The 20,662-nt window shown below is 69.2% G+C and carries 20 protein-coding genes; 11 read left to right on the forward strand and 9 right to left on the reverse strand.

Going from position 1 to position 20,662, the window contains the following annotated elements; genetic code table 11:
• Positions 1–151 precede the first annotated feature (151 nt).
• Positions 152–763, forward strand: coding sequence for a ribonuclease D (locus EKE94_RS11295; RefSeq protein WP_127906706.1), 612 nt, complete (start codon positions 152–154; stop codon positions 761–763).
• 118 nt (positions 764–881) lie between these two features.
• On the opposite strand, the gene map is transcribed toward EKE94_RS11295, so the two are convergent.
• The gene (gene map, locus EKE94_RS11300; RefSeq protein ID WP_407940904.1) at positions 882–1,691 is read right to left on the reverse strand and encodes a type I methionyl aminopeptidase; all 810 of its coding nucleotides are present in this window, start codon (positions 1,689–1,691) and stop codon (positions 882–884) included.
• Between the two features lie 184 nt (positions 1,692–1,875).
• Between map and EKE94_RS11305 the strand changes: the two genes are divergently transcribed.
• The 3 genes from EKE94_RS11305 (at position 1,876) to EKE94_RS11315 (ending at position 4,527) form a co-directional block, all read left to right on the forward strand.
• Entirely contained in the window at positions 1,876–2,604 is a 729-nt protein-coding gene (locus EKE94_RS11305) for a competence/damage-inducible protein A (protein ID WP_127906707.1), read from the forward strand.
• On the forward strand, positions 2,604–3,353 hold the full coding sequence (locus tag EKE94_RS11310; protein WP_127906708.1) for a GNAT family N-acetyltransferase: 750 nt from the start codon (positions 2,604–2,606) through the stop codon (positions 3,351–3,353). The genes EKE94_RS11305 and EKE94_RS11310 overlap by 1 nt, the downstream gene beginning before the upstream one ends.
• Positions 3,354–3,663: 310 nt before the next feature.
• Positions 3,664–4,527 (forward strand): OmpA family protein, encoded by an 864-nt coding sequence (locus tag EKE94_RS11315; RefSeq protein WP_164870896.1) that lies wholly within the window; start codon positions 3,664–3,666, stop codon positions 4,525–4,527.
• 204 nt (positions 4,528–4,731) lie between these two features.
• Here the strand turns inward: EKE94_RS11315 and EKE94_RS11320 are convergent, their stop codons facing one another.
• The 4 genes from EKE94_RS11320 to ilvD form a co-directional block, all read right to left on the reverse strand.
• Complete coding sequence (locus EKE94_RS11320) at positions 4,732–5,637, reverse strand: LysR family transcriptional regulator (protein WP_127906710.1); 906 nt, start codon at positions 5,635–5,637, stop codon at positions 4,732–4,734.
• A 159-nt stretch (positions 5,638–5,796) separates the two neighbouring features.
• Positions 5,797–6,183: a hypothetical protein gene (locus EKE94_RS11325; protein WP_127906711.1), complete on the reverse strand. Its 387-nt coding sequence runs from the start codon at positions 6,181–6,183 to the stop codon at positions 5,797–5,799.
• A 17-nt stretch (positions 6,184–6,200) separates the two neighbouring features.
• Complete coding sequence (locus EKE94_RS11330; RefSeq protein WP_235855985.1) at positions 6,201–7,028, reverse strand: DUF6478 family protein; 828 nt, start codon at positions 7,026–7,028, stop codon at positions 6,201–6,203.
• A 17-nt stretch (positions 7,029–7,045) separates the two neighbouring features.
• Positions 7,046–8,809, reverse strand: a complete 1,764-nt coding sequence (gene ilvD, locus EKE94_RS11335) for a dihydroxy-acid dehydratase (protein ID WP_127906712.1) — start codon at positions 8,807–8,809, stop codon at positions 7,046–7,048.
• A 153-nt stretch (positions 8,810–8,962) separates the two neighbouring features.
• Between ilvD and EKE94_RS11340 the strand changes: the two genes are divergently transcribed.
• The 5 genes from EKE94_RS11340 (at position 8,963) to rpsO (ending at position 13,463) form a co-directional block, all read left to right on the forward strand.
• Positions 8,963–9,952, forward strand: coding sequence for a CPBP family intramembrane glutamic endopeptidase (locus EKE94_RS11340; protein WP_164870897.1), 990 nt, complete (start codon positions 8,963–8,965; stop codon positions 9,950–9,952).
• A gap of 54 nt (positions 9,953–10,006) precedes the next feature.
• On the forward strand, positions 10,007–10,960 hold the full coding sequence (accD, locus tag EKE94_RS11345) for an acetyl-CoA carboxylase, carboxyltransferase subunit beta (protein WP_127906714.1): 954 nt from the start codon (positions 10,007–10,009) through the stop codon (positions 10,958–10,960).
• 124 nt (positions 10,961–11,084) lie between these two features.
• Positions 11,085–12,323 carry a bifunctional folylpolyglutamate synthase/dihydrofolate synthase gene (locus EKE94_RS11350; protein ID WP_235856009.1) on the forward strand — a complete coding sequence of 413 codons (1,239 nt, stop codon included), beginning with the start codon at positions 11,085–11,087 and terminating at the stop codon, positions 12,321–12,323.
• A gap of 18 nt (positions 12,324–12,341) precedes the next feature.
• Positions 12,342–12,845, forward strand: a complete 504-nt coding sequence (locus tag EKE94_RS11355; RefSeq protein ID WP_127906716.1) for a DUF1643 domain-containing protein — start codon at positions 12,342–12,344, stop codon at positions 12,843–12,845.
• Between the two features lie 348 nt (positions 12,846–13,193).
• Complete coding sequence (gene rpsO, locus EKE94_RS11360; RefSeq protein WP_127906717.1) at positions 13,194–13,463, forward strand: 30S ribosomal protein S15; 270 nt, start codon at positions 13,194–13,196, stop codon at positions 13,461–13,463.
• Positions 13,464–13,576: 113 nt separating this feature from the next.
• Here the strand turns inward: rpsO and EKE94_RS11365 are convergent, their stop codons facing one another.
• Positions 13,577–14,761, reverse strand: a complete 1,185-nt coding sequence (locus EKE94_RS11365) for a BaiN/RdsA family NAD(P)/FAD-dependent oxidoreductase (protein ID WP_127906718.1) — start codon at positions 14,759–14,761, stop codon at positions 13,577–13,579.
• A 78-nt stretch (positions 14,762–14,839) separates the two neighbouring features.
• Here EKE94_RS11365 and EKE94_RS11370 point away from each other — a divergent pair, with 78 nt between their 5' ends.
• On the forward strand, positions 14,840–15,148 hold the full coding sequence (locus EKE94_RS11370; protein WP_127906719.1) for an HNH endonuclease family protein: 309 nt from the start codon (positions 14,840–14,842) through the stop codon (positions 15,146–15,148).
• Between the two features lie 79 nt (positions 15,149–15,227).
• Here the strand turns inward: EKE94_RS11370 and EKE94_RS11375 are convergent, their stop codons facing one another.
• Both EKE94_RS11375 and EKE94_RS11380 read right to left on the reverse strand, forming a co-directional pair.
• On the reverse strand, positions 15,228–15,845 hold the full coding sequence (locus EKE94_RS11375) for an enoyl-CoA hydratase/isomerase family protein (RefSeq protein WP_127906720.1): 618 nt from the start codon (positions 15,843–15,845) through the stop codon (positions 15,228–15,230).
• The gene (locus EKE94_RS11380; protein ID WP_127906721.1) at positions 15,842–16,597 is read right to left on the reverse strand and encodes an SDR family oxidoreductase; all 756 of its coding nucleotides are present in this window, start codon (positions 16,595–16,597) and stop codon (positions 15,842–15,844) included. The genes EKE94_RS11375 and EKE94_RS11380 overlap by 4 nt, the downstream gene beginning before the upstream one ends.
• A 328-nt stretch (positions 16,598–16,925) precedes the next feature.
• Here EKE94_RS11380 and EKE94_RS11385 point away from each other — a divergent pair, with 328 nt between their 5' ends.
• On the forward strand, positions 16,926–18,662 hold the full coding sequence (locus EKE94_RS11385) for a DUF2125 domain-containing protein (RefSeq protein ID WP_127906722.1): 1,737 nt from the start codon (positions 16,926–16,928) through the stop codon (positions 18,660–18,662).
• A gap of 359 nt (positions 18,663–19,021) precedes the next feature.
• Here EKE94_RS11385 and EKE94_RS11390 read toward each other — a convergent pair whose 3' ends face one another.
• Positions 19,022–20,593 carry an alkaline phosphatase family protein gene (locus tag EKE94_RS11390; RefSeq protein ID WP_127906723.1) on the reverse strand — a complete coding sequence of 524 codons (1,572 nt, stop codon included), beginning with the start codon at positions 20,591–20,593 and terminating at the stop codon, positions 19,022–19,024.
• Between the last annotated feature and the right edge of the window lie 69 nt (positions 20,594–20,662).

Genomic DNA, 20,662 nt, shown 5'->3' on the forward strand with positions numbered 1-20,662 from the left:
ACGCCTGTCACGCGTCCCGGACCCCGCTTCACCCACGCCCTGACGTGGCGCGTTGCAGGGGCGCGGGCAAGCGGTTAACTCCGGGCATGGCACCGGGTGGCTGGACACCCGCGAGACAGGCGACAGCGCGAGACGGGCGAAAGGCGGGACCATGACGAAGCATCTCTACAAGGGCGATCTGCCGGACGATCTGGACCTGGGGCCGGTGGTTGCCATCGACTGCGAGACGATGGGTCTCAACCCCCACCGCGACCGGCTGTGCCTGATCCAGATGTCGGGCGGCGACGGGCATGCGCACATGGTGCAGGTCGCGCGCGGCCATACCTCGGCCCCGAACCTGCAGCGGATGCTGGCCGATCCCGCGGTGCTCAAGCTTTTTCATTTCGGCCGGTTCGACATTGCCGCGATGTACAACACCTTCGGCACGCTGGCCGCACCGGTTTGGTGCACCAAGATCGCCTCGAAACTGGTGCGCACCTATACCGACCGGCACGGCCTGAAGAACCTGCTGCAGGAACTGGTCGAAACCGACATCTCGAAACACCAGCAGATGAGCGACTGGGGCGCGCCCGACCTGACGCCGGCACAGCTGGATTACGCCGCCTCGGACGTGCTGCACCTGCACCGGCTGAAAACGGCGCTCGAGGCGCGGCTCGAGCGTGAGGGGCGCGGCGATCTGGCGCAGGCGTGCTTTGACTTCCTGCCCACGCGGGCGCGGCTGGACTTGGAAGGCTGGCCAGAGGTCGACATCTTCGCGCACTGACCCGCGCCAAGCCCGCGCACCCGACGACCGGTTCCGGCGAATGGGACAGCGTGGTGAGGGCGTGGCGACCCTTGCCGCACTTGCCCTTGGCCCCAAGCGCCGCCGCTTTCGCGGGGGTTCAGTACGTGGGGTGGAACAGGCCACCGGGCGACAGGGTAAAGATCTCGACCCCGTCCGCCGTGACGCCGACCGAATGCTCGAACTGCGCCGACAGGGACTTGTCGCGGGTGACGGCGGTCCAGTCGTCGGCCAGCACCTTGGTTTCGGGACGTCCCAGGTTCACCATCGGCTCGATCGTGAAGAACATGCCCTCTTCCAGCACCGGGCCGGTGCCGGGGCGGCCGTAATGCAGCACGTTCGGCGGGGCGTGGAACACCCGGCCCAGCCCATGGCCGCAGAAATCGCGCACCACGCTCATGCGCTGGCCCTCGACATAGGACTGGATGGCGTGGCCGATGTCGCCGAAGGTGTTGCCGGGCTTCACCGCCTCGATCCCCTTCATCAGCGACTCGTGCGTCACCTCGATCAACCGCTCGGCCTTGCGCCCCAGCTTGCCCGCGACATACATCCGGCTGCTGTCGCCGAACCAGCCATCGACGATGACGGTGATGTCGATGTTGAGGATGTCGCCGTCCTTGAGGCTCTTGCCCCCCGGAATGCCGTGGCAGACCACGTGGTTGACGGAAATGCAGCTTGCGTGCTGATACCCCTTGTAGCCGATCGTGGCCGAGGTCGCGCCGGCCTCGTCCACCCACTGGGTGATCAGCCGGTCAAGCTCACCCGTCGTCTGACCCGGCACCACGTGCGCCGCGATGTCGTCGAGAAGCCGCGCCGCCAGCGCGCCGGCGGCGTGCATCCCAGCGAAATCGCCGGCTTCGTAAATGCGAATGCCGTCCTTGGTCAGGCGGCCGCTTGTCACGTCGTCCACGAAAAAAACTCCTTGAATGGTCCCCAAGATAGGGCAGTTGACCCCGGATCGCCAGAGGGTCGGGCCGACGCCGGGCGGGGCGCATTGCCGCCCCTTGGACACCCGCGGCCCGACGGCGTATAGCTGCCGCCACAACGTCGCCGTGCGCGCGGGCGCGCGGCCTCACAGGCCAAGGACAGACGGCATGACCAACCCCACCGCCGCGATGCTGGTCGTCGGAGACGAGATCCTTTCGGGCCGCACCCGCGATTCCAACATGCACTTCCTCGCCGGCGAACTGACCAAGCATGGCGTCGATCTGGCCGAGGTGCGCATCGTGGCCGACCGCGCCGACGCGATCGTCGCCGCCGTGCGCGACCTGCACGACACCTATGATCACGTCTTCACCTCGGGCGGGATCGGCCCCACGCATGACGACATCACCGCGGATTGCATCGCGCAGGCGCTGGGGCGCAGCATCGACGTGCGCGACGACGCGCGCGCGCTTTTGCAGGCGCATTACGACGGCCAGGGGAAAGAGCTGAACGCGGCCCGCCTGCGCATGGCCCGGATCCCCGAGGGGGCGACGCTGATCGACAACCCGGTGTCGGTCGCGCCCGGTTTCACGCTGGAGAACGTGCATGTCATGGCGGGGGTGCCGTCGGTATTCCAGGCGATGGTGGCCTCGGTCCTGCCGCGGATCACGGGCGGGGCGCCGCTGCTCAGCCAGTCGCTGCGGATCGAACGCGGCGAAGGCGACATTGCCGGGCCGCTGTCGGACCTGGCAGCGCAGTATCCCGACCTTCAGATGGGCTCTTACCCCTACGTGCAGAACGGCGCTTTCGGGGTGAACGTGGTGATCCGCGGCACCGACGCAGGCCGGATCAACACGGCCCTGACCACGCTGTCGGATCTGTTCGCGGGGCCCGCCTGATGCAGCCCACGCCCGAGACGATCTATGCCGCGATGGAGGCTACGTGGCCGCCCGCCGCGCGTGAACGCCTTGGACCCTGGACCCTGCGCGACGGGCAGGGCGGCGGCAGCCGCGTCTCGGCCGCGACGGCCGAGGGCCCGGTCAGCGAACGCGACATCCACGCGGCGGTCGAGGCGATGCAGATGCGGGGCCAGCGGCCGCTTTTCGCCATCCGTCCGGGCGAAGAGATGCTGGACGAGATCCTCGATGCCTCGGGCTATGCCCTGTTCGATCCGGTGACTTTCTTCGCAGCCCCGGTGGGGGCGCTGTCGTTGCTCAGCCTGCCGCGCGCCGCCGCCTTCACGATATGGGAGCCGCTGGCCATCATGCTCGATATCTGGGGCGAGGGCGGTGTCGATGCCGCGCGCGTCGCGGTGATGGAGCGGGCGCCATGGCCCAAGGCCGCGATCTTCGGCCGTAGCGGCGACACGCCGGCGGGCGCGGCCTTTGTCGCGCTGCATGGCGACCTGGCGATGATCCACGCGGTCGAGGTACGGCAGGCCTCGCGCCGTCAGGGCACCGCTAGGCACATGCTGATCGAGGCAGGGCGCTGGGCCGAGGCGCAGGGCGCCCAGACGGTCGGGTTGGCCGTGCGGACGCAGAATGCCCCGGCGGTCGCGCTTTATACCGCGCTGGGGATGGCGCCCGTCGCGGGCTACCATTATCGCAAGGCCCCCGCGGTGCAGAACGGTCGGATCGCGGGCGCCTGAGGCCCGGGCCGAGGCGATCGGCCTGATCCCGCCGGTCCGGCGCAGGGTGGAAAAAACCGCATCCGCTTAACGCCTCGGTGGGCGATACTTTGGCATAGTGGCAACACATATCCGATTCGGATCAGGTATTTGCCGCCAAGATCGAACGATTCCGGCGAACGGGACGTTGAGGCAGGATTTCAACGCGAGCAAACCGATGGTTTCCACCGGACGACCTTTCATTGCCGCCCTTTGCGCCATGTCCGCCTGTCTGGGCGGGGGTGCCGCTGCGGCTTGGACGCCCGCGCAGCTGATGCCGCCCGGGGCGACGGTGACGGGGCAAACGGAATCCGGGCTCGACAGTTATGCGATGCCGGTGGGCGGCTGGAGCCGCGCGGGCATCGACACGGTGACCGCCGAGGGTCGACTGGACCAACAGGCCTGGCGCACCGACACAGCCCCCGCCAGCACGCTGGATCTACTGGCTCCGATGCGCCGGGCCCTGCAGGATCAGGGATACGAAGTCGTCTTCGAATGCGAGGATACGGCCTGCGGCGGCTTCGATTTCCGCTATGGCACCAAGGTGCTGCCCGAACCCGACATGCATGTCGACCTCGGCGACTACCGCTATCTTGCCGCGCGACGGGGCACGGAGGATGCCGAGGATCTGGTCAGCCTGTTCGTCAGCCGGTCGCCCGGCGCAGGCTATATCCAGATCACCCGGCTGGACGAAGCCGCGGCCTCGGAACCCGGCAGCCTGGTCGCCTCGACCATGTCCCCCGGCGATCTGGTGTCCGGGGTTAAGCGTGATACGGCAAAGATGTCCGATATTGCTGCCCTGATCGAGGCGCAGGGCCGGGTTCCGCTGGATGATCTGGCGTTTTCCACGGGCTCCTACGCGCTGGGCCCGGGCGACTACGCATCGCTTTCCGCGCTGGCGGACTGGTTGAAGGCCGAGCCGTCGCGCCGCGTGGCGCTGGTCGGACATACCGACGACGAAGGGGCGCTGGACACGAATATCGCGCTGTCGAAACGCCGTGCCGCTTCGGTGCGCGACCGGCTCGTGTCGTCCTACGGGATCGAGGCGTCCCGGCTGGACGCCCGTGGCGTAGGCTATCTGGCCCCGCGCACCGCGAATGACAGCGATGCCGGGCGGTTGGCCAACCGCCGGGTCGAAGCGGTCCGCACGCAGTAGGGAAGCGGTCCGCACGCAGTAGGTCGGACGCCGTTGGACGGCTGCGGGCCCCGAACAAGGCCCGTCACGCGGGGCTGTCGCCCGGCTCCCCTGACTATCATGACGTATCCGATTGGCCCGTTGGCCCGGCAATAAAAAACGGGCGGGCCGCAGCCCGCCCGAGTTGGGCACAACAGGAACGCGGTGCGCACCCGAGGGAAGTGGTTACCAGCGGTCGGGACCTTTCTCGGCAAAGGTGTAGACCAGGAAATCGATGAAGGCGCGGACCTTGGGCTGGGTGAACCGGCCCGGAGGATAGACCGCGTAGATGCCATGCGTTTCGACAGGCAGGTCGGGGATCGCCTCTTCGACGAGACCCTTTTCCAGCGCCTCTGCACAGAGAAAGCTGGGCAGGTAGGCGATGCCAAGGCCCGAGATCGCGGCGTTCAGCAGCGATTGCCCGTCGTTCACCGACAGCCAGCCCGCGGTGCGCACCTGCCGCTTTTCGCCCGAGGGCGCGGTCAGCTTCCACACCGCGCCGTTGGAATGGCTGGAATAATGCAGCAGCTTGTGGTCGTTCAGGTCGTCGATCTTCATCGGGCGGCCGTATTTCTGGAAATACGACGGCGCGCCGATCATCCGCTTCGTCGTCTCGGTCAGCTTGCGCGCCCGCAGCGACGAATCCTCGAGCTCGCCGATCCGCACCGCCATGTCGAAGCCTTCGGAGATCAGCTCGACATAGCGGTTGTCGAGGACCATGTTGACGGTGATGTCGGGAAATTCCTGCAGGAAATCGCCCAGCACGGGCGACAGGTGGTTCACGCCGAAATCGGTGGCGACGCTGATCCGCAACAGGCCCGAGGGCGCGGACTGCATCGAGGTGACAAGGCTGTCCGCCTCGCCGGCATCGTTCAGCACCCGCCGGGCGCGGTCGTAATAGGCCAGCCCGATCTCGGTCGGACTGACGCGCCTGGTCGTGCGGTTCAGAAGCCGGGCACCCAGCCGGGCCTCAAGCGAACTGACATGCTTGGACACGGCGGATTTCGAAATGCCCATCTTCTTGGCCGCGTCGGTAAAGCCGCCCTGGTCCACGACCGTGGCAAAGGCCTCCATTTCGGTCAGTCTGTCCATAGCTCGATATCCGTCCTCGCCTTGCAGGAACGGATATGGCCGTCAATTCGGGCGAGTTTGTGGAGAGCGACCGACAATATAGCGGTTTTACCCGGATCGTGCCGGGCAGCGAAACGCATGCGTCGCGACCCCATCCCGTAGCCCCGCCCCGCGCCCTCGTCAGGCGGTGTCGCGACAGTGTCGCCGGAACGCGCGCTTCAGAAGGTCGAGTTCGGACCGCAAGAGGTCCAGTTCGGCCCGCAGGTCGCCGGCCAGCGCCTCGCCCGCGGCGACGGCGAAATCGGCCACGCGCTCGCCCGTCTGGCGGTCGACGATCATGAAGGTCTGGACCCCGTCGCTCAGCGCCTCGGCGGGGATCGGGGCGCGCAGGGCCCAGATCTCGGGCGTGTCGGGATGAGGGCGCAGGTCCACGTCGCGCAGCACCTGGTCGCGGTAGGTGACGGACAGCTCGGGCGCGGGGGCATCGGCCGCGGCGCCCAGGCGCTGCAACCGCCCCTCCCAGACGCCCGCGATCAGGCGGGTCTTGGTCACCAGAAGCTCGGTCATGCCATGGCCCTTTCGGCTTACATCTCGGCCCGGGGGCGCCGGTTGAGCGTCACGTCACGCAGCACGACGCCCATCATCCCGGGATCTTCGAAGATCAGGTCGACCCAGATCCGCTCGATCCGGCGTTCGTTCAGCTGCAGGTAGGCAAGGTCGAACTCGGCCACCCTCTCGCGGTCGCCCGGCGGCAGGCGCTGGACCATCTGGTCGCTGTTGGGCCCGTGCTTGATGTTCAGCCGGGCCAGGATCGTCAGCGGCGTTTCCGCGTCGACAAAGGCCGAAAGCTGCACGATGTGCCGCCGCCGCAGGCCCTTTGCGGCGGCCTCGGGCAGGGTCAGCGCGAGGCTGAGGAACGAGCCGCGGAATCCGAACACGTCCAGCCGCAGGCCATAGGGCGCAAGGTCGCTTTCCGAGGTGTTGCGCACCTGCCGGACCGTGATCTCCGACAGCGGGCAATCGTGAAACAGCGTCGCTTCGCCATCCAGCGCGGTGCCCGTGGGCACGTCCGCCGCCCCGCGGACCAGCAAGGGCCCGCGCCAGAGGTCGGGGCGATAGGCCCAGTCGGCACCCGGCGGGCGGCGCATCGCGTTCGACCCCACCATCGGCAGCGTCAGCCGGCTGTCGGCGACGTAGATCACCCGATCCACCCGGCGCCGCAGCGCAAGGGCCTGCTGTCGCAGGTGCCGCAATGCGCCTAGGTCCAGCGCGGCGGCGGCTTCGGCCAGACCCCGCCAGCGCCTGAGCGACCGGCGCTCAAGGAACCGGTCGAACGCGACGCGCGGCCCGCTGCGGGCCCCCGGTGCGGGGCGGACCGTGTCAGACGCGCGGTCTGTCTTCGGCTCGGCCATCCGCCCCGGTCTCCCTCTCAGAGGTCCATGTAGACGTGGGTTTCCTGCGCCGCGCCCGGATGCGTCACGGCACCCTTGTAGGTCGGGCCGACCAGCTGGGCATATTTCCACAGCGCGCCGCTTTGGTAGTTCGTGGGTTTCGACCCCGTCCATTCGGCCCGGCGGCGGTCCATCTCCTCGTCCGGCAGGTCGACCGAGATTTCGCCCTTCACCGCGTCGATGGTGATGACGTCGCCGTCCTTCAGCAGCGCGATGGGGCCGCCCTGCGCCGCCTCGGGGCCGACATGCCCCACGCAGAAGCCGCGGGTCGCGCCGGAGAAGCGACCGTCGGTGATCAGCGCGACCTTCTTGCCCATGCCCTGACCCGACAGGGCGGCGGTGGTGGCCAGCATCTCGCGCATGCCGGGGCCGCCGGCGGGGCCCTCGTTGCGGATGACCAGCACCTCGCCTTCCTTGTAGGAGCGTGCCTTGACCGCCTCGAACGCGTCTTCCTCGCATTCGAATACCCGCGCGGGGCCCGAGAAGACCTGTTCCTCGGCCGACATGCCGGCGACCTTCACGATCGCGCCCTCGGGCGCCACGTTGCCCTTCAGGCCCACGACGCCGCCGGTCTTGGTGATCGGGTTCGACACCTGGTGGATCACCCGGCCATCGGCTTCGCGCGTGGTGCGGTCCAGTTCCTCGCCGATGCTGCGGCCGCTGGCCGTCATGCAATCCTCGTGGATCAGGCCGGCCTTGCGCAGCTCCTTCATCACCACGGGCAGGCCGCCCGCGTCGTAAAGGTCCTTGGCCACGAACTGGCCGCCGGGCTTGAGGTCGACGAAATAGGGCGTGTCGCGGAAGATCTCGCAGACGTCCTCAAGGTAGAACTCGATCCCCGCCTCGTGCGCGATGGCGGGCAGGTGCAGGCCCGCGTTGGTCGACCCGCCGGTGCAGGCCACGACCCGCGCCGCGTTCTCGAGGCTCTTGCGGGTGACGACGTCGCGGGCGCGGATGTTCTTCTCGATCAGGTTCAGCACCGCCTGGCCCGACGCCTCGCCATACTGGTCGCGGCTTTCATAGGGTGCGGGCGCGCCGGAGGAGTTGAACAGCGCCAGCCCGATCGCCTCGCTCACGCAGGCCATGGTGTTGGCGGTGAACTGGCCGCCGCAGGCCCCGGCCGAGGGACAGGCGACGCGTTCCAGCACGGCAAGCGCGGCATCCGACAGGGTGCCGTTCTGGTGCCGGCCCACGGCTTCGAACATGTCCTGCACGGTCAGGTCGCGGGTGGCGAAGTCTTCCGGCACGTCGGCGCCCGACGGCACCTTGCCCGGCAGAATCGAACCACCGTAGATGAACACGGACGGCGTGTTCAGCCGCACCATCGCCATCATCATACCCGGCAGTGACTTGTCGCAGCCCGCAAGCCCCACGATCGCGTCGTAGCAATGCCCGCGCATCGTCAGCTCGACCGTGTCGGCGATGGCTTCGCGCGAGGCCAGCGACGAGCGCATGCCTTCGTGTCCCATGGCGATGCCGTCGGTCACGGTGATCGTGGTGAATTCGCGCGGCGTGCCGCCGGCGGCCTTCACCCCCAGTTTCACCGCCTGCGCCTGGCGGCTGAGCGAGATGTTGCAGGGCGCGGCTTCGTTCCAGCAGGTGGCGACGCCGATCAGCGGCTGCCCGATCTCTTCTTCCGACATGCCCATGGCATAGTAATACGACCGGTGCGGCGCCCGGGCGGGTCCTTCGGTCACGTGGCGGCTGGGCAAGCGGGATTTGTCGGTCTTGCGCTTGAGCATCGGGGCGTCCTCCATCCTCTGGCGTGACTCGGCATAGGCGACCGGAGGGCCGTTCACAAGTGGGGCGGCACCTGTGCCCGAGGGCGGGTGCATTGCGCGCGGGGACCCCGGCGGCTATGCGTGGATCACCCGCCGCCGATGGAAAGACGTCTCATGCCCGCAGGATCCCCCCCGGACCGGCCGCCCCAGGGCGACGCCCCGCCGGCGATGCCCGCAGGCCCCTCGGGTCCGCTGCGCACGGTGGTCTTCGACCTCTACGTGCGTCCGGCGCAGCGCCATCCGGCGATCTGGCGGCTGCTGCTTGGCCTCGTGCTGTGCCTTGGCGTCTACGTGGCCTGGATCGCGGTGACGCTGTTCGTCTCCGCCGCCGTCTGGCCCGACCGTGATTTCTGGGGAGTGGCCGAGGCTGTCGCCGTGCCCGAGCTTCCGGTTTCGACCCTGATCCTGATGGCCACCTTCGCGGGCATGGCGCTGGGGCCGATGATCGCGGCGCGGCTGTTGCAGGGGCGCAGGCCCGGCACGCTGTTCGGGCCCGCCCGGCGGCTGCTGCGCGACTTCGTGCTGGGCGCGGGCACGGTGATCGCCGTCTACCTTCCCGCGCTCGCGCTCTGGGCGCTGGTCTTCGACGCGCGGCCGAACCTCGCGCCCGCGACATGGGTGGCTCTGCTGCCGCTGTCGGCGCTGGGCCTGCTGATCCAGACCGGCGCGGAAGAGATCCTGTTCCGCGGCTACCTGGGCCAGCAACTGGCGGCACGGTTCCGCAGCCCGGCGATCTGGCTTCTGGTGCCCGCGCTGCTGTTCGGCGCGCTGCATTACGACCCGGTTTCGGCCGGGGCGAACACGCTGGCGGTCGTGGCATCGGCCGCGCTTTTCGGCCTTCTCGCGGCGGACCTCGTGCGGGTCTCGGGCGGGCTGGGGGCCAGCTGGGGCATGCATTTCGCCAATAACGCCGTGGCGCTTCTGGTGCTGACGACGCAAGGGTCGATCACCGGGCTGTCGTTGTGGCTGACGCCCTACGCGCTGGACGACGAAGGCCCGCTGCGCTGGCTGATGCTGGGCGACGCGGTGCTGATCACGCTGATCTGGGCCGTGCTTCGGTGGCGGCTGACACGATTGCATTCACGGCGCGCGGGCTCTATCTGACCGCGACGGGCCGGTGACGGCTTCGGAGGACGCCTCGAAGAGGAGACTGCGGCGATGAACTGGATCTCGAACTACGTGCGTCCGAAGATCAATTCGCTCTTCGCGCGGCGCGAGGTGCCGGACAATCTTTGGACCAAGTGCGACGAATGCGGCACCATGCTGTTTCATCGCGATCTGGCCGAGAACCTGAACGTCTGCTCGAACTGTGGGCACCACATGCAGATCGACCCGCGCAAGCGGTTCGACGCCTTCTTCGACAACGGCACCTTCGTCGAGATCGAGGTGCCGCAGCCGGTGGCCGATCCGCTGCAGTTCCGCGATCAGAAACGCTATCCCGACCGGATCCGCGCCGCGCAGAAGGCGACGGGCGAGAAAGAGGCGATGCTGGTGGCCGAGGGCGAACTGGGCCGCACCCCGGTGGTCGCCGCCTGCCAGGATTCGCGCTTCATCCTGGGGTCGATGGGGATGGGCGTTGGCAACGCCTTTCTTGCCGGGGCCGAGCGGGCGATCGCCAAGAAATGCCCCTTCATCATCTTCGCCGCCGCGGGCGGGGCGCGGATGCAGGAGGGCATCCTGAGCCTGATGCAGATGCCCCGCGCCACCGTCGCGGTCGAGATGCTGCGCGAGGCCGGGCTGCCCTATATCGTCGTGCTGACCCATCCGACCACGGGCGGTGTCACCGCGTCCTATGCCATGCTGGGCGACGTGCAGATCGCCGAGCCGGGGGCGCTGATCTGCTTTGCAGGGCCGCGGGTAATCGAACAGACGATCCGCGAAAAGCTGCCCGAGGGGTTCCAGCGCGCCGAGTACCTGATCGATCACGGCATGCTGGACCGCGTCACCGACCGGCGCCAGATGCGCGGCGACCTGATCCGCATCATCCGGCTGCTGATGGGCCTGCCGCCTGCCGTGCAGGGCGAACTGCCGCCCCCCGCCGACGGGCCCGAGGCGCAGGAAAGCCCCGCCGAACTGGCTGAAAAGACGCTCGGCCACGCCCCCAAGGCGTGACCGCGCCCGCTGCACCGCGAGGGCCCCGGACATGACGGCTGACACAACCCCCGGCGCCGGCAGCGACGCCCGATCGGACGGGGCCGGGGGCTCCGCCTCGGCGTCGGATGCCATCCTGTCGCGGATGATGGCGCTGCATCCCAAGATCATCGACCTGACGCTCGACCGGATGTGGCGGCTGCTGGCCGCGCTGGGCCACCCCGAACGCAACCTGCCGCCGGTGATCCATGTCGCGGGCACCAACGGCAAGGGCTCGACCCTGGCGATGATCCGCGCGGGGCTCGAGGCGCAGGGCAAGACGGTGCATGTCTACACCTCGCCGCACCTCGCCCGGTTCCACGAACGCATCCGCCTGGCGGGCGAGCTGATCCCCGAGGAAACGCTGACCGCCGTGCTGGACGAATGCTACGCGGCCAACGACGGCGCGCAGATCACCTATTTCGAGATCACCACCTGCGCCGCGATCCTCGCGTTTTCGCGGCACGCGGCGGATTACACCCTGCTCGAGGTCGGTCTGGGCGGACGGCTGGATGCGACCAACGTGGTCGAAACGCCGGCGCTGACGATCCTCACCCCGATCTCGCTGGATCATCAGCAATACCTGGGCGACACGCTGGGCCAGATCGCGGGGGAAAAGGCCGGGATCCTGAAGCGCGGCGTGCCGGTCGTGGTGGGCCCGCAGGACGACGCCGCGATGGAGGTGATCGAGGCGCGGGCCGAACGTCTGGGCGCCCCGCTTCTGGCGCGCGGTCAGCAGTGGCATGCCGCGCGCGACCGCGACCGGCTGATCTACCAGGACGAAACCGGCCTTCTGGACCTGCCGCCCCCGGTCCTGCCGGGGCCGCACCAGATCGACAATGCCGGCGCGGCGCTGGCCGCGCTGCGCCACCTCGGCGCCGATGAGCATGCCTGCGAGGCCGCCGTGACCCGCGCGGAATGGCCCGCGCGGATGCAGCGGCTGCGCGGCGGGCGGCTGGTGGGGCTGGTTCCGGGGGCCGAGCTGTGGCTGGACGGCGGCCACAACCCCGCCGCGGGCGAGGCGCTGGCCGAAACGCTGGCGGCGATGGACGACCGACCGCTGCACCTGGTCTGCGGCATGCTCAACACCAAGGACGTGGGCGGCTACCTGCGGCCGCTGGCCCGGGTCGCGCGCAGCCTCACGGCCGTGACGATCCCCGACCAGGACGCGACGCTCGACGCCGCCGACACCGCGGCCGCGGCCCGCGCCGCCGGGATCGAGGCGACCGTCGCGCCGGATGTCGACACCGCGCTGTGCGACATTGCGGCCACCCATCCCGGCGCCCGCATCCTGATCTGCGGCTCGCTCTACCTCGCTGGACACATCCTGCGGATCAATGGCTAGGCCACGACGGACCGGGACATGATCACCAGAACCCACCAGAAGGGCGACGCGGCGTCCGAGGCCGTCTATTCCGACTGCGAGAACTACCGCTATTCGCTGACGCGGGTGTGGGAGCCTTCGGGCCGCAGGGCATTCTTCGTGATGCTCAACCCCTCGACCGCGACAGAGCTGCAGAACGACCCCACGGTCGAGCGGTGCGAACGTCGCGCGCGCACGCTGGGATTCGGCAGCTTCCGGGTGTGCAACATCTTTGCCTGGCGCGACACCGACCCCAGGAAGATGCGCGCCGCGTCCGATCCGGTGGGCCCGGAAAACGACGCCGCGATCACCGGGGGCTGCGCCTGGGCCGACACCATCGTCTGCGCCTGGGGCACCCACGGCGCCCACCTGAACCGCGGCGCGGAGGTCGAACGCCTGATGCGCGCGACCGGCGCGAGGCTGCATCACCTCGGGCTGACCCAGGCGGGCCACCCCAAGCACCCGCTTTACATCCCCTACACGGCGCAACCGCAGGTCTGGTGACGCCGCGCCGCGGGGTGGCGTTGGCATCACCAGTCCGGGCCCAGCCGTCACCCGGACGTCGACGTCCCATTTGCCCCTGTCCGGCGAGTGCCCGGGTGGTCGCCCCGGGTACAGGGAAAGCGGCCGGCATCCCGCCCGACATGGGGCCTCAGGACCCCTTCAGGGGGCGGCTGGGCTGACACGCCGGTCCGGGGGCGCGGGCTTCTGCCGCGGGGGCCTTCCCACGCGGGCGATTCTCCTCTATACGCGCGCATTCTCGGTGGCCTGCGGGCTGCCGTGGCTCCACGGGCCTGAGCTGGACGACATCCCGGCCTGCGCCATGACCCCAAAATCCGAAAGGAGACCCCGATGTCGATCACTGCCGAAGAAAAGACCCGCGTGATGAAGGAATTCGCGACCAAGGAGGGCGACACCGGCTCTCCGGAAGTTCAGGTCGCGATCCTGACCAGCCGCATCGCCACGCTGACCGAGCACTTCAAGACCCACAAGAAGGACAACCACTCGCGTCGTGGCCTTCTGAAACTGGTGGCCCAGCGCCGCAAGCTTCTGGATTACCTGAGGGCCCGCGAAGAGTCGCGCTATCAGGACCTGATCAAGCGCCTCGGCATCCGCCGCTGAGCGTTGCGGGCGGGGCGTGCCAAGCGCCCCGTCCGAACCCGCGTCGCTGCCGGCTGCGCCTTCATGCGCCTGCCTGCAGACGTTTTGCCCCCGGAAGGGGCCATTTCCCCGCCTTACGTTTCGCGCGCGTCCAGCCACGCCGCCGCCGACAGGCCCGCGTGCCGCCCCGTGGCAAAGCAGGCGGTCAGCAGGTAGCCGCCGGTCGGCGCCTCCCAATCCAGCATCTCGCCTGCGACAAAGACGCCCGGTGCCCGGTGTAGCATCAGGCCCGGGTCAAGCTCGGCCGCATCGACGCCACCGGCAGACGAAATCGCCTCGGCCACCGGGGCCAGGCCCGCATGCACGACGGGCAGCGCCTTAAGCCGCGCGGCAAGTGCGTCGCTCTGCGGCAGCGGCCGCCCGCATTCCAGCGCCAGCGCCAGCCGGCCCGGGTCGTCCCCCAGCCCGCGCCGTAGGCGGGTCGAGACCGAGGCCTTGCGTGGCACCCGGACCAGCCTCGCAGCCAGATCCGCATGCGACAGGTCGGGGCAGAGATCGACCTGCAGCGCCGCGCCCGCGCGCAGCGCGGGGCCCAGCGGGTAGATGCCGCCGCCCTCCAGCCCGTGCCGTCCGATCACGGCCTCGCCCCGGCTGACGGTATCGCCCGCGTGAAAGGCCACGCCCTTGATCGGTGTACCGAAGGACGGCGCCATCTTGTCCGACCATGCAACCCGCAGGCCCGCGTTGGCCGGCGCGAAGGGGACGACCGCGATGCCGCGCGCGGAAAAGAGCGGCAGCCAGTTCGCATCCGACCCCAGCCGCGGCCAGCTGGCCCCGCCGAGCGCGAGGATCGTCGCCCGGGGCCGCTGCGCGACCTCGCCCTGCGGGGTGGCGAAGCGAAAGCTGTCGCCCTCCCACCCGGTCCAGCGCCAGGATCGCCGCAGCGCCACGCCTGCGTCCTCCAACCGCCCCAACCATGCCCGCAGCAGCGGAGAGGCCTTCATCGCGTGCGGAAACACGCGGCCGGTCGAGCCTGTGAAAAGGGTCTGATCCAGCCCTTCTGCCCAGTCCATCACCTGCCGCGGGCCGAAATTCCCAAGCGCCGCGGCAACCGGGTCCGGCAGTGGTCCGTAGGCGGCGCGAAAGGCCGGAGCGGCCTCGTCCTTGGTCAGGTTCAGGCCCGATTTGCCAGCCATCAGCAGCTTGCGCGCGAAAGAGGGTTTGGCCTCGGCCACCGTCACGCGATGACCGGCGCGGGCCAGGGTTTCGGCCGCCATCAGCCCGGCGGGGCCGCCGCCGATCACCAGCGCATCGCCCATTCCTGTCCCCTTTTCTTCGCGTCGTCGTGGCACCGCGGTCTACGCGCCGGGCCGATGCCGCCTATATAGGGACTGACCATGCCCGACGACCCCCACTGCCCGCTCTGCGGCCGTCCGATCCCGCCGGAGGCCAAGCAAAGCCTGCACCACGTTGTCCCCAAGCTGCGCGGCGGCAAGGGGGGCGAGACGGTGCGGCTGCACCAGATCTGCCACAACGAAATACACGCGACCCTGACCGAAACCGAGATCGCGCGCGACTATGCCAGCGTCGCGGCCCTGCAGGCGCATCCCCGGCTGGCGGCCTTCATCGCCTGGGTGGGAAAGCGCCCGCCCGAGTTCCACGCCCGGTCCAGCAAGTCGCTGCGGCGCCAACGCAAGCGGCGGTAGGTACAGGCAGGGGCCCTTGGCGCCGCGGCAAGGGCTTTGCGCGCGCCAGGGGGCGGGGCCGGGCAATGACGATCCGCGGCTAGTGCCGATCGCAGAGGCGCCCGACCTCGCGCAGCACGTCGGGCCGGGTCGCCAGCGCCTCCTCAGACAGCCCGGCCACCGCGCGGTCGAGCTCTTCGCGGGGGACGAGCCGGTCGATCAACCCGATCCGCAGCGCCTCGTCCGCGTCGATGCGGGCGCCGCCCATCAGGATCAGCTTGGCCCGGCCGGGCCCGACCAGCGCCACCAGCCGCCCGGGGTCCGAGCGTGGGGGCACAAATCCGTGGCGCAGAACGGGGTAGAAGAACGTGGCCCCCAGCACGGCGACACGCAGATCGCAGGCCAGCACCATGCCCAGAGCGCCGCCCGCCGCGGTGCCGTTGATCGCCGCGATCGACAGGCCGGGAAACCCGGCGACCGCGGCCGAGAGCCGCTCCCACACAGGGTCGCGGGCCAGGCCCGAATGCGCCTCGGCCAGGTCGGCCCCGGCGGAAAAGGCATCGCCCGTGCCGGTCAGTACCAGCACCTGCGCCTCGGCCGCCGCGGCTTCGGTGATCGAGGCGATCTGCGCCACCATCTCGGCCGTCAGCGCGCCGCGCTTTTCCGCGCGACCAATGACGATGCGCCACAGCGCGCCGTCGCGATCGAGCGTGATCAAACCAGTCCGACCTTCTGCCGCACCTCGGGGTCGCGCAGCGAAATCTCCTGCCCGAGATACGCGTCGGCCTCGGCCCCGCACATCCACACCAGCGTGCGGGCGGGCCAGTCGGCGGGGATGTGGTCGGACCAGTCGAGCTGGCTGACGGGGTTGATGCCCGAGGCCTTGATCCTGTGCTGCATGTCGGTGGCGACGGTGCCCGGCGACAGGCCCATGATCCGCAGCGCCGAGCCTTGCGTTTCATGCGCGGCCATGCGCGTCAGCATCGCCGCGCCCGCCTTTGCCGCGCAATACTGCGACCAGCCCTCGACAGGATTATGCGCCGCCCCGGACGAGATGGCGATGATCGTCCCGGTCCCCTGCGCCTGCATCACGGGCAGCGCGGCGCGCAGGCCGTGGAACACGCCCTTGAGGTTGATGTCGATGGCCTGGTCCCACGCGTCGGGGTCGACCTCGGCCAGCCCGGCGATGGGGTCGATCACGCCCGCGTTGTTGATCAGGACATCGAGGCTTCCGAAGGTCTTTTGCGTGGCCTCGATGGCGGCGGCGACCTCCCAGTAGCGGGTGACGTCGCAGGGGATGGCGATGGCCTGATCGGGGCCGATTTCGCCCGCGATCTCGGCGATGCTGTCGTTGCTGCGTGCCAGTAGCGCCACCCGGGCCCCCGCCGCGGCAAAGGCCCGCGCGGCGGCGGCGCCTATCCCCCGGCTCGCCCCGGTTATGAGAACCGTTTTTCCTGTCATCTCGGCCATGTCGTTTCTCCCGTATCGTCCCGAAGGGGCGTGGCCCTTCATCGTCCCGAAGGGGCGTGGCCCCTTGTCATCCCGAAGGGGCGTGGCGCACCGCCAGCCCCGGGGTCAAAATACCAGCGCGGTGGGCACCTGCCTGCGTCCTATGCGCCCGAACCTAGGTCGCGCGGGCGGGGGCTGCCAGCGGGAATGACGTTCAGACGGCGGGGCCTTGCCGGGTTTGCGACGCGATGCCGGATGCTCTTGACGTCGCAGTGCAGGGGGGAGACGTTCGCGCCGAAATCCGGACCAGGTCCGGATACCTCAGATTGCACAAAACGGGAGACGTTTGATGACCTCTATTCGCCTGATCGCCGGGGCCATGCTGGCGACGCCGTTCCTCGTACCGCAGGCCGCACTGGCCGACCTCTCCGTGGCCGATGCCTGGGCCGAGATCGTCGCCCAGTCCGAAGCGATGGGCCAGTCCCTGACCGCCGGCAGCGAGACGGCCGGCGACGGCGAACTGGTCCTGACCGACGTCACCGTGGCCTACGAGATCGAGGGCATGTCGGCCACCGGCACGATTCCCGAAGTCCGTCTCGTGGAAACCGACGACGGCGCGGTGCGCATGACCATGTCCGACAGCTTTGACATGGAGGCAATTCAGACCATCAGCCCGGCCTACGCCCCGTCGTTCGACCTGGCGATGGACATGACCATTGGCCTGCCCGGCGCCGAAACGCTGATTTCGGAAGAGGGCGATATGGTGACGACGGAGTTCACCGCGCCGACCATGACGACCTCCATGACCTCGTCCCGCCCGGATGACGAGGAAGAAGATGCCGACGCGACCGCCCAGGAGGACGCCACCGACGCGCCGCAGCGGGATGATTCCGGCGAAGAGGGCGCGACCGGTGACGACATGTCCGGCGATGATACGGCCGGTGACGACACGGCTGGCGACGACATGGCGGGCGCGGACGAGCTCGACCCCTACCTCTCGGACGAATTCGATCCGATGGCGGGTTATTCGCAGGATCTCGAGTTCGAGATGACCGACGTCTCGGGTAGCTACACGACGCCGCGGCTGCGCGAGGAGGGCGCCGAGGGGGCGCTCGACGGCAAGATGCAGATCGGCGCGCTGACCTTTACCTCGGTCTCGGAAAGCGAACTGATGCCCGGGCCCGCAACGCTTGAGATGACCGCCGAGGATTCTGAGGTCGTCTTTTCCGGGCCGATGGCCCAGTTCGGCTCGGCCCAGAACATGGCGGCGATGATCGCGGGCGACGGTGTGCTCAAGCTCAACTACACCCTGTCGAACGGCACCACGAATTACGAGATGTCGGGCGGAGGGACCCGGATCGATTCGACCTTCGACGCGGCGACGCTGGCGTTCCAGGCCGGTGGCGGCAACATGGACTACGATACCAACGTCTCGGGCCTGTCGATCAGGGGCGATGCGCCCGTGCCCGACGCCGGAGAAATCACGGTCGATGTGGCCGATGCCACCTTCGGCGCCTCGCTCGACCTGCCCGAAGAGGGCGAGACGACGGGCCCGGTGAGCTATGACGTGTCGGTCTCGGGGGTCGAGGGTAACCCGATGGCCTTCGCGATGATGGGCGTTCCCGCCCTGACCGACGCGGTCGAGGATCCGAGCCTGAGCTTCGAGGTTGCCGGCACGACGATGATGGCGACCGACGTGATGCTCGAGCTGATGGAGGCGGACATGGACGAAGAACCGCAGCAGCCCATGGGCGAGCCGCCGTTCGAGGTGGGGACCACCACGATCGACACCCTAAAGCTCAGCTTCGGCGGTGCGGAACTGACCGGGTCGGGCGAATTCGAGTCGCGCGAAGGCGCGGTGCCCGGCACGCCGCCGGTCACCGGGCAGGCCGACATCGTCATCACCGGTCTTCAGGGCCTGCTGGGCAAGCTGACCGACGCCGGCGTGATCGACGGCAACCAGGCCGGGTTCGTCACGATGATGACCGGCATGTTTGCCACCCCCGCGGGTGACGACCGCCTGGAAAGCGAGATCGTCATCGACGAGGACGGCGCCGTCACCGCCAACGGCCAGCGGATCCAATAAGCGGACCCTGTTCCCGCCAGCCGCCCCCGCAGGGCGGCTGGCCTCCACTTTCGGCCCGGCCCCTCGCAGAGGCCGGGCCGCTGCGTTTCGCCCCGGGTCACGGGGTTCCGATGGGCCCCTCCGAAGTTTCGCAGACCGGCCCGCGAAATCATTCGTCCGACAGGTCGTGCCCCGCGCGCAAAGCGCCGTCCGGCGCTGGGCCGCCCCGTGTCGCAGCTGTCCGGGTTTTCACATGAGCGGCACATTGGTTCGGACATTCGACCCAATCATGCCGCTCCCCGTTCGCCCGTAGGCCACCGGCCAGGGCTCGCGGTCCCGCGCGGTCCCCCGCGGCGGAGCGTGACGTTTGCGGCGTCGCGCTACCAGACGCCGTAGGGGATGCCCGCGGCCTTGTGACGGTCGGTGCGCGCCTCGACCTCGGCGTCCGAGGTGGTAATCCGCATCCGCCGGTCGCGCAGCCAGCGAAACAGGCGCTCATGCAGGTCGGCGCGGATGGCGGCATGGTCGTCCGAGCGGCCCAGATCCGTCCTTTCCTGCGGATCGGTCTCGAGGTCGAAGAGCTGCGGCGGCAGGTCGCCGTATTCGATGTATTTCCACCGCTCGGTGCGCAGCATCACCCCGCGTGACGCCCAAGGCTCGGTGCCGACGTCCAGCCGCGCCTTGCGAAACCCGAAATCCAGCTCCGAGAACACCGCGTCGCGCCATGGCCCGGTCTCCCCGTGCAGGCGCCCTACAAGCGACCGACCTTCCAGGATGTGGCCGGGCACGGTGCCGCCCGCCGCCTCGACGAAGGTCGGGACAAGGTCGATGGCCTCGACAAGGGCGCTGTCGACCGTGCCGCGGGTGGCATCGGCCTCGGGGCGGGGGTCGTAGACGATCAGGGGCACGCGGGCCGATTCCTCGTGGAACAGCTGCTTTTCGCCCAGCCAGTGATCGCCCAGGTAATCGCCGTGGTCCGAGGTGACGACGATCATCGTGTGCTGCGCCAGCCCGCGGTCTTCGAGAAAGGCGAAGAGCCGCCCGATATGGTCGTCGAACTGCCGGATCAGGCCCATGTAGGCGGGGATCACCGTGCGACGCACCTCCTCGCGGGCGAAGTTGCCGCTTTCCTCGTGGCCCATGAAGGCGGCGTAGACCGGGTGCGGGTCGTCGCGTTCGGAGGCGTCGCGGTTGGCCGGGATCACGTCGTCGGGGCCGTACATGTCGTGGTAGGGCGCGGGCGCGATATAGGGCCAGTGCGGCTTGATATAGCTCAGGTGCAGGCACCACGGCTGGTCGCCCGCCGCGTCGATGAAGTCCATCGCGCGGTCGGTCATGTAGGCCGTTTCGGAATGCTCTTCGGCCACGATGGCAGGGCGGCCAGCATGGCGCATCTCCCACCCCGACAGGACCTCTCCGTCATCGCCGCGGACCGAGTTCGCGGCGGTGTGCCACGGATTGTCGCCCTCGTAGCCCTGGGCGCGGAGATAGTCGTTGTAGGCGATGTCGTAGGATCCGGGGCGATCCGGCCAGAGGCCGTCGTCCCGTTCGAAAGGTTCGAACCCGCATTGCGCGGCAAAGATCGCGGCCTCGGAGGCGGTATCGAGGCCCAGCCGCCGGATCCCCTCGGCATCGGCGGCCATGTGGGTCTTGCCCACCAGCGCGGTGCGAAGGCCCAGGGGGCGCAGGTGATCGCCCATCGTCGGCTCGCCCACCCGCAGCGGCACGCCGTTATAGGTCGACCCGTGCGAGGCGACGTAACGCCCGGTATAGAAGCTCATCCGCGACGGCCCGCAGATCGGCGCCTGCACGTAGGCATGGTCGTAGCGCACGCCGCGCGCGGCCAGCGCGTCCATCGCGGGCGTCTGGATATGCGGATGGCCGTAGCACGACAGGTAATCGGCGCGCAGCTGGTCGGCCATGATGAAAAGGATGTTCTTGATCGCGGGCATCTTGAAAGGCTTTCGTCGGCAGGGGGCCGGGGCGATGCGGGCCGCCCCGGCCTGGGGTCAGGGGTTACC

It is taken from the genome of Mesobaculum littorinae (genome assembly GCF_004011175.1).
GTDB classification, from domain to species: domain Bacteria; phylum Pseudomonadota; class Alphaproteobacteria; order Rhodobacterales; family Rhodobacteraceae; genus Tranquillimonas; species Tranquillimonas littorinae.